Genomic DNA, 6,137 nt, shown 5'->3' on the forward strand with positions numbered 1-6,137 from the left:
GCCCGCGTCTAGATGATCATCGCATCAACCTCGAGAGCATTGCCAAGTCCGTGCCCTGCCGCCGTGTTGTCGAAAACGCACCAGGCCTCCGCGCCCGAAGCGGCCGCCGCATTCGCCTGCCGAGCGATCCCGTCGAGCGTTTCAGCATCGTAGTCCGAATAGTAGACGCGCGGCGCGCCGTGCCAGCGGAAATAGGCAAGGCCGGGCCAGCCGCCCGGCACCGCCGCTGCAGGGATCGGAGCCGGGTCGGCGGCGACACGCGCAACCTGGCGAGAGGCCAGAAGCGCATCGGCCTTCGCATCGAACCAATTTGGGTGGCGCGGCTCGCAGACCAGCCTTGCCTGGGTTCGCAACCTCAGCATGTCGAAGAACTCGCCGGCGACGTCCGGCTCGAACGGCAGGCTCGGCGGAAGCTGCACCAAAAGCACGCTCAGTTTTTCGCCGAGGCCTCCGACCTGCTGGAGAAAGGCCTCGGCGACCATCTCGCAGTCGGCGAGACGAAGCTCGTGCGTCATCGCCTTCGGTGTCTTGACGGCGAAGCGGAAATGCCCAGGGACGGAACCCGCCCAGCGCTCATAGGTCTCGCGGCGGTGCGGCTTGTAGAACGAGGTGTCGATCTCGACGATCGGCAGGCGCTGGGCGTAACGCTCGAGATGCGAGCCGGGTTGTGGGAAATCATCCTTGTATCGTGTCGGAATTCCCCAACCGGCCGTGCCAACGAAGCATCTCCGCTTTTCCATCCTTGCGATGTGGATCAAGCGGAACGCAGATCAAGACACTGCGGTCATCGGCACGTGGGCTGGCCTCAGCCCTTGCGGTCGAACCAGAAGGCGTCGGCCATGTGCTTCATGCCGATACGTTCGTAGAAGCCGACGGCGTCGGGCATGGAGATCAGGCTGATGGCGACCGACGGTCCAAGCTGCCGGCGCGCCTCGTCCATCAGGCCCATGCCGATGCCGAGCCCTTGCGCCGATCGGGAAACGGCGAGTTCGGAGATGTAGCAGACCCAGGAGAAGTCGGTGATGCCTCTGATCACGCCGACCAGCGGCTTGCCTTCGACGTCGAGACGCGCGGTCAGCACCAGATTGGCGCCCGACAGCATCGCCCGCAGCCGTGCTTCATCATCGACCGGCCGTGTCTCGCCGAGGCCGGATTCGACCAGCACGCGCCGGAATTCGGCGATGTCGAGCGCGGCTTCGCTGTTATAGAGGACGTGTGCGTTTTCTGCCATGGCCGCCAGACTGCACCATCGGGCTGGCTTGTGCCACCATGCACGAACAGTTGCCTTTTATTTGCCGCCGGCTTTGTGTAAACCGGCGTCAGCAATCCTCCCGCAACGAGATACGGGCAAAAGCCATGGAAAAGTTCACCAAGCTCACCGGCGTCGCCGCTCCGATGCCGATCGTCAATGTCGACACCGACATGATCATCCCGAAGGACTACCTCAAGACGATCAAGCGCACGGGGCTCGGCACCGGCCTGTTCGCCGAAATGCGCTACAAGGACGATGGCTCGGAAAACCCGGATTTCGTGCTCAACAAGCCGGCATACCGCAAGGCGCAGATCCTGGTCGCCGGCGATAATTTCGGCTGCGGTTCCAGCCGCGAGCACGCACCATGGGCGCTGCTCGACTTCGGCATTCGCTGCGTCATCTCGACCTCGTTCGCCGACATTTTCTACAACAACTGCTTCAAGAACGGCATCCTGCCGATCACCGTCAGCCCCGAGGATCTCGAGAAGCTGATGGACGACGCCTCGCGCGGCTCCAATGCCACGGTGTCGGTCGACCTCGAAGCCAAGGAAATCCGTGGGCCGGATGGCGGCGTGGTCACCTTCGACCTCGACGACTTCAAGCGGCACTGCCTGCTCAACGGGCTCGACGACATCGGCCTGACCATGGAGAAGGCCGGCGCCATCGCCTCGTTCGAGAAGCGAAACGCCGAACAGCGCCCCTGGGCCTGAGCGGTACACACTCCAGGCGGAGGCCCGGCCGCTTTTCAGGCCTTCGTTGCGCCGGGTTCGTTGCGACTGAGTGGAGGGACAGTCATGACACGTTTGCTTCTTGCCGGCGTTTGCGGGCTGGCCTTGTTGCTGGGGCAAACCGTGAGCGCGTTTGCGCAGACACAGGCACCCGCCACCCAGCCGGCTCCGGCGACGGACCAGCCGTCCGCCGATCAGGGGACGAACGCCGCCGACGCTGCCGATGACGACAAGCAGGCGCCCGTCCCTTTCGAAGGCGGCACGCTGACCATCACCCAGAAGGAACAGTATGGCGAGAAGGTGCTTGCCTATGACGGCCAGCAGCTGGCCACGAACTATGACGTCTTCTTTGACAGAATCGTGGAAGTCGGCGGCGTCAAGGTGGCGCTGTTCGATGTCGGCGACGGCGGCAACCAATGCGGGCCGGCGACGGTGATCGTCTGGAAACCGGAAGGCGGCACGATCCAGAGCACAATGGTCGAGCAGGACCAGTGCGGCGCCCCGCCCTCGGCGGTGTCCGACAATGCCATCTATTTCGTGCCGTATCTGTTGCCGGGGGATGAGAAACCGGCTTTGCAATGGTCGCCGACCGATGGGCTGACGATTTCGGGCAATCTGACCTACATGCCCGAACCCGGCACGGACTGGAAAGACATCGATCCGGAAAAGTACCAGAACATCATCGACGCTTTCCACAACGAGGCCGTCTACAAGGAAGCCGAAAAGCTGCTCGGCAAGGACATGCCCGATATGGCGACCAGCCTGCTGGTCGGCGGCGGCACGGAAAAGACCGCTTCGGGCGCCTTCTACGCCAGCGGCTGCGTGCCGCATGATTGCGGTGGCAATGACGGCTTCATGGCGGTCGACCCGGCCAAGCACAGGCTCTATTTTGCGCGCCGCGGCGACAATGGCAAGCCGCAGGCGTGGCCTGATGTGGCGACATGGCCGGCCGATGTGAAGGCGGCACTGGACAAGGCGCTGGGGTCGGCGAATTAAGTACTTGCGCGACGGCAGCTGCATCGTCGTCGTGCTGCGGAAAGGAATTGTCCGCCGCGATCCTTCACACCCCCCCTCTGCCCTGCCGGGCATCTCCCCCGCAAGGGGGGAGATTGGCAGCTTCGGCGCTCCGCCCATCTCTGCAACGTTGGTCGTTGGCGAAACCATTCGTGACATCCGATCTCCCTCCTGCGGGGGAGATGGCCGGCAGGCCAGAGGGGGGTGCTGTCCCGCCGGCATCGACGGTTTGCACCGCCAATCCATCCATGTTGGCCCATGGCCTGCCCTGCCCTTTCCCTGCAAAATGACCACCACAATCTTGCGAGGACACCCATGCGAAAACTGATCTCCACCGGCTCCCCCTTCGAAAAGACCGCCGGCTATTCGCGCGCCGTGGTGCAGGGCGACTGGTGTTTCGTCTCCGGAACGACCGGTTACGACTATGCGACCATGACGATGCCGGAGACGGTGGAGGCGCAGACGCGCAATTGCCTGGCGACGATTGCCAAGGCGCTGCAGGATGGCGGTTTCGACATGGCTGACGTGGTGCGGGCGCATTACTACATCACCGACCAGGCCTTCGTGGACATCGTCTTCCCGATTCTGGGCGGGACGTTCGGCGATATCAGGCCGGCGGCGACGATGATCGTCTGCCAGCTCAACAAACCGGAAATGAAGATCGAGATCGAGGTGACGGCGCTGCGGCGCACGGCTTGAAAGGCGACCGACGATGAAAGTCCGGCGCATCGTTGCCAATATCGAGACATCCGACATCGCGGCGGCGAAGCGCTTCTACCAGGACGCGCTCGGCCTCGACATGCTCATGGACCTCGGCTGGATCACAACCTACGGCTCGCAAGCAAAAATGGATGTCCAAATCAGCTTCATGGCGCAAGGCGGTTCCGGCACGCCGGTGCCGGATCTGTCGATCGAGGTCGACGATGTCGATGCAGCGCTCGATGCCATAAAGACCGCCGGCTTCGCCATCGAATACGGACCGGCCGACGAGCCCTGGGGCGTGCGGCGCTTCTATGTCCGCGATCCGTTCGGCAGGCTGGTCAACATTCTCTCGCATCGGTGAAGGTTTAGCCTGGGTTCCTCGCCCCCACGAAGTGGGGGAGAGGTGGCTCGGCGAAGCCGAGACGGAGAGGGGGAATGGCGCTGCCGTATCCAGGCGAGCGATTGCGCGCGTGCTAAGCCAGTGCCCTACGAAAGCCCCCTCTCCGGCCGCTTCGGGGCCACCTCTCCCCCGCCTTTGGCAGGGGCGAGGAACCCAGGTCCGGAGAAGGCGGGCAGGCCAGCGGGGTGCAGCATAGCGCCAAACAGCCGCGCCTGTTTGCGTCGCAGCGCTTCTCGTCCCCTTGCGCACAACCGGCTTGGCGTTTAGCAAGGCCGCGGTTCAAATTCTTTCCAGGACGGTTTCTCCATGGCAACGAAGCATCTTTTCCTGCTCCCCGGTGACGGCATCGGTCCCGAGGCCATGGCCGAGGTCAAGAAACTGATCGCGGTCATGAACGACAAGCTCGGCAGCGGTTTTGCCACCGATGAGGGGCTGGTCGGCGGCTGCGCCTATGACGCGCATGGCGCGGCGATCTCCGATGCCGACATGGAAAAGGCGATGGCGGCCGACGCGGTGCTGTTTGGCGCCGTCGGCGGTCCGAAATGGGATGCGGTGCCTTATGAGGTACGCCCTGAAGCGGGCCTGCTGCGCCTGCGCAAGGACATGGAGCTGTTTGCCAATCTTCGCCCGGCCATCTGCTATCCGGCACTGGCGGCGTCCTCCTCGCTCAAGCAGGAGGTGGTCGAGGGTCTCGACATCCTCATCGTGCGTGAGCTGACCGGCGGCGTCTATTTCGGCGAACCCAAGCAGATCATCGATCTCGGCAACGGCCAGAAGCGCGGCATCGACACGCAGGTCTACGACACGTTCGAGATCGAGCGCATTTCCGGCGTCGCTTTCGAGCTGGCGCGAACCCGGAAGAACCAGGTCACCTCGATGGAAAAGCGCAATGTGATGAAGTCGGGCGTGTTGTGGAACGAGGTCGTCACCCAGACCCACAAGGCACGCTATTCCGACGTCAAGCTCGACCACATGCTGGCCGATGCCGGCGGCATGCAGCTGGTGCGCTGGCCAAAACAGTTCGACGTCATTGTCACCGACAATCTGTTCGGCGACATGCTGTCCGACATCGCCGCCATGCTGACCGGCTCGATCGGCATGCTGCCGTCGGCCTCGCTCGGCGCGCCTGATGTGAAGACCAAGAAGCGCAAGGCGCTCTACGAACCGGTGCACGGCTCGGCGCCCGACATTGCCGGCAAGGGCATCGCCAACCCGATCGCCATGATCGCTTCCTTCGCCATGTGCCTGCGCTATTCCTTCGGCATGGTCGATGAAGCCGACCGCGTCGAAGGCGCGATCGCCGCCGTGCTCGACGCGGGCCTGCGGACGAAAGACATCATGTCCGATGGCATGACCGAGGTCGGTACGGTTCAGATGGGCGACGCGATCATCGCCAAATTCCTGGGCTGATATCGTGACGGTGGACGTCCGCTGGGCGACGATCGAGGACGCGACGGCGCTCGCGGCCATATTGTGCGAGATGGCGGTTCACTACCGACAGCCACCTCTCGATGCCGGCCGGGCCGTGTCTGCCGCACGAAAATGGCTTGGCGAGGAAAGCCCGGCCTATCCGCATTTCGCGCTCGCCTTCATCGAGGGCGAGGTCAGCGGCCTGGCGTCGGTGGCGATCGCGCATCCCGGCATCGATCTTGAGCGGCTGCTGATCCTCAAGGATTTGTTCGTGCGGGACAACATCCGCAACGCCGGCATCGGCCGGGCTCTGATCCGCTTTCTCGCCGATCATTGCCTGCGCGAAGGCATCGGTCGGATCGACCTGACCACCGAGGACTGGAACGAAGGCGCGCTGCGTTTTTACGGCCGGCTTGGCGCCGAACGCCACGGCCAGAAGGTCTTTCTCAGGCTTTCGGGCGATGCGCTGAAGGCGGCTAGAGCGGGATGAAATGAGACTGAATCGGCTTGGGATTCCCTTAGGCGTGCAAATCTGATTCAACCTTTATGCTGGGCAAGGAGGTCAGCATGGATGGGCAAGCCTTATTCGATGGATCTTCGCGAACGGGTTGTTGCGTCAGTTGAGCAGGGT

Annotated in this window: 8 protein-coding genes; 6 read left to right on the top strand and 2 right to left on the bottom strand. The window is 63.3% G+C overall.

From position 1 onward, the window contains the following. Positions 1 to 8 precede the first annotated feature (8 nt). The gene (locus tag NKH52_RS26345; protein ID WP_352736593.1) at positions 9 to 740 is read right to left on the bottom strand and encodes a DUF72 domain-containing protein; all 732 of its coding nucleotides are present in this window, start codon (positions 738 to 740) and stop codon (positions 9 to 11) included. A gap of 65 nt (positions 741 to 805) precedes the next feature. Further along, positions 806 to 1,231, bottom strand: a complete 426-nt coding sequence (locus tag NKH52_RS26350; protein WP_352736595.1) for a GNAT family N-acetyltransferase — start codon at positions 1,229 to 1,231, stop codon at positions 806 to 808. Between the two features lie 125 nt (positions 1,232 to 1,356). On the opposite strand from NKH52_RS26350, the gene leuD reads away from it, so the two are divergent. The 6 genes from leuD (at position 1,357) to NKH52_RS26380 (ending at position 5,996) form a co-directional block, all read left to right on the top strand. Beyond that, positions 1,357 to 1,962: a 3-isopropylmalate dehydratase small subunit gene (gene leuD, locus NKH52_RS26355; protein WP_023810900.1), complete on the top strand. Its 606-nt coding sequence runs from the start codon at positions 1,357 to 1,359 to the stop codon at positions 1,960 to 1,962. An 84-nt stretch (positions 1,963 to 2,046) separates the two neighbouring features. Beyond that, on the top strand, positions 2,047 to 2,976 hold the full coding sequence (locus NKH52_RS26360; RefSeq protein ID WP_352736597.1) for an Ivy family c-type lysozyme inhibitor: 930 nt from the start codon (positions 2,047 to 2,049) through the stop codon (positions 2,974 to 2,976). 333 nt (positions 2,977 to 3,309) lie between these two features. Further along, the gene (locus tag NKH52_RS26365; protein WP_127297860.1) at positions 3,310 to 3,693 is read left to right on the top strand and encodes a RidA family protein; all 384 of its coding nucleotides are present in this window, start codon (positions 3,310 to 3,312) and stop codon (positions 3,691 to 3,693) included. A gap of 13 nt (positions 3,694 to 3,706) precedes the next feature. After that, on the top strand, positions 3,707 to 4,057 hold the full coding sequence (locus NKH52_RS26370; protein WP_127297861.1) for a VOC family protein: 351 nt from the start codon (positions 3,707 to 3,709) through the stop codon (positions 4,055 to 4,057). Between the two features lie 345 nt (positions 4,058 to 4,402). Next, complete coding sequence (gene leuB, locus NKH52_RS26375; protein WP_352736878.1) at positions 4,403 to 5,506, top strand: 3-isopropylmalate dehydrogenase; 1,104 nt, start codon at positions 4,403 to 4,405, stop codon at positions 5,504 to 5,506. Positions 5,507 to 5,510: 4 nt separating this feature from the next. Further along, positions 5,511 to 5,996 carry a GNAT family N-acetyltransferase gene (locus NKH52_RS26380; protein WP_352736880.1) on the top strand — a complete coding sequence of 162 codons (486 nt, stop codon included), beginning with the start codon at positions 5,511 to 5,513 and terminating at the stop codon, positions 5,994 to 5,996. Positions 5,997 to 6,137: the final 141 nt, after the last annotated feature.

The organism is Mesorhizobium sp. M1066, from assembly GCF_040318635.1.
Lineage (GTDB): Bacteria > Pseudomonadota > Alphaproteobacteria > Rhizobiales > Rhizobiaceae > Mesorhizobium.

Bases quoted from the DNA above. Each gene is read 5' to 3' on its own strand.
- leuD (WP_023810900.1), top strand. From the start codon at position 1,357: ATGGAAAAGTTCACCAAGCTCACCGGCGTCGCCGCTCCGATGCCGATC.
- NKH52_RS26360 (WP_352736597.1), top strand. From the start codon at position 2,047: ATGACACGTTTGCTTCTTGCCGGCGTTTGCGGGCTGGCCTTGTTGCTG.
- leuB (WP_352736878.1), top strand. From the start codon at position 4,403: ATGGCAACGAAGCATCTTTTCCTGCTCCCCGGTGACGGCATCGGTCCC.
- NKH52_RS26370 (WP_127297861.1), top strand. From the start codon at position 3,707: ATGAAAGTCCGGCGCATCGTTGCCAATATCGAGACATCCGACATCGCG.
- NKH52_RS26365 (WP_127297860.1), top strand. From the start codon at position 3,310: ATGCGAAAACTGATCTCCACCGGCTCCCCCTTCGAAAAGACCGCCGGC.
- NKH52_RS26345 (WP_352736593.1), bottom strand. From the start codon at position 740: ATGGAAAAGCGGAGATGCTTCGTTGGCACGGCCGGTTGGGGAATTCCG.
- NKH52_RS26350 (WP_352736595.1), bottom strand. From the start codon at position 1,231: ATGGCAGAAAACGCACACGTCCTCTATAACAGCGAAGCCGCGCTCGAC.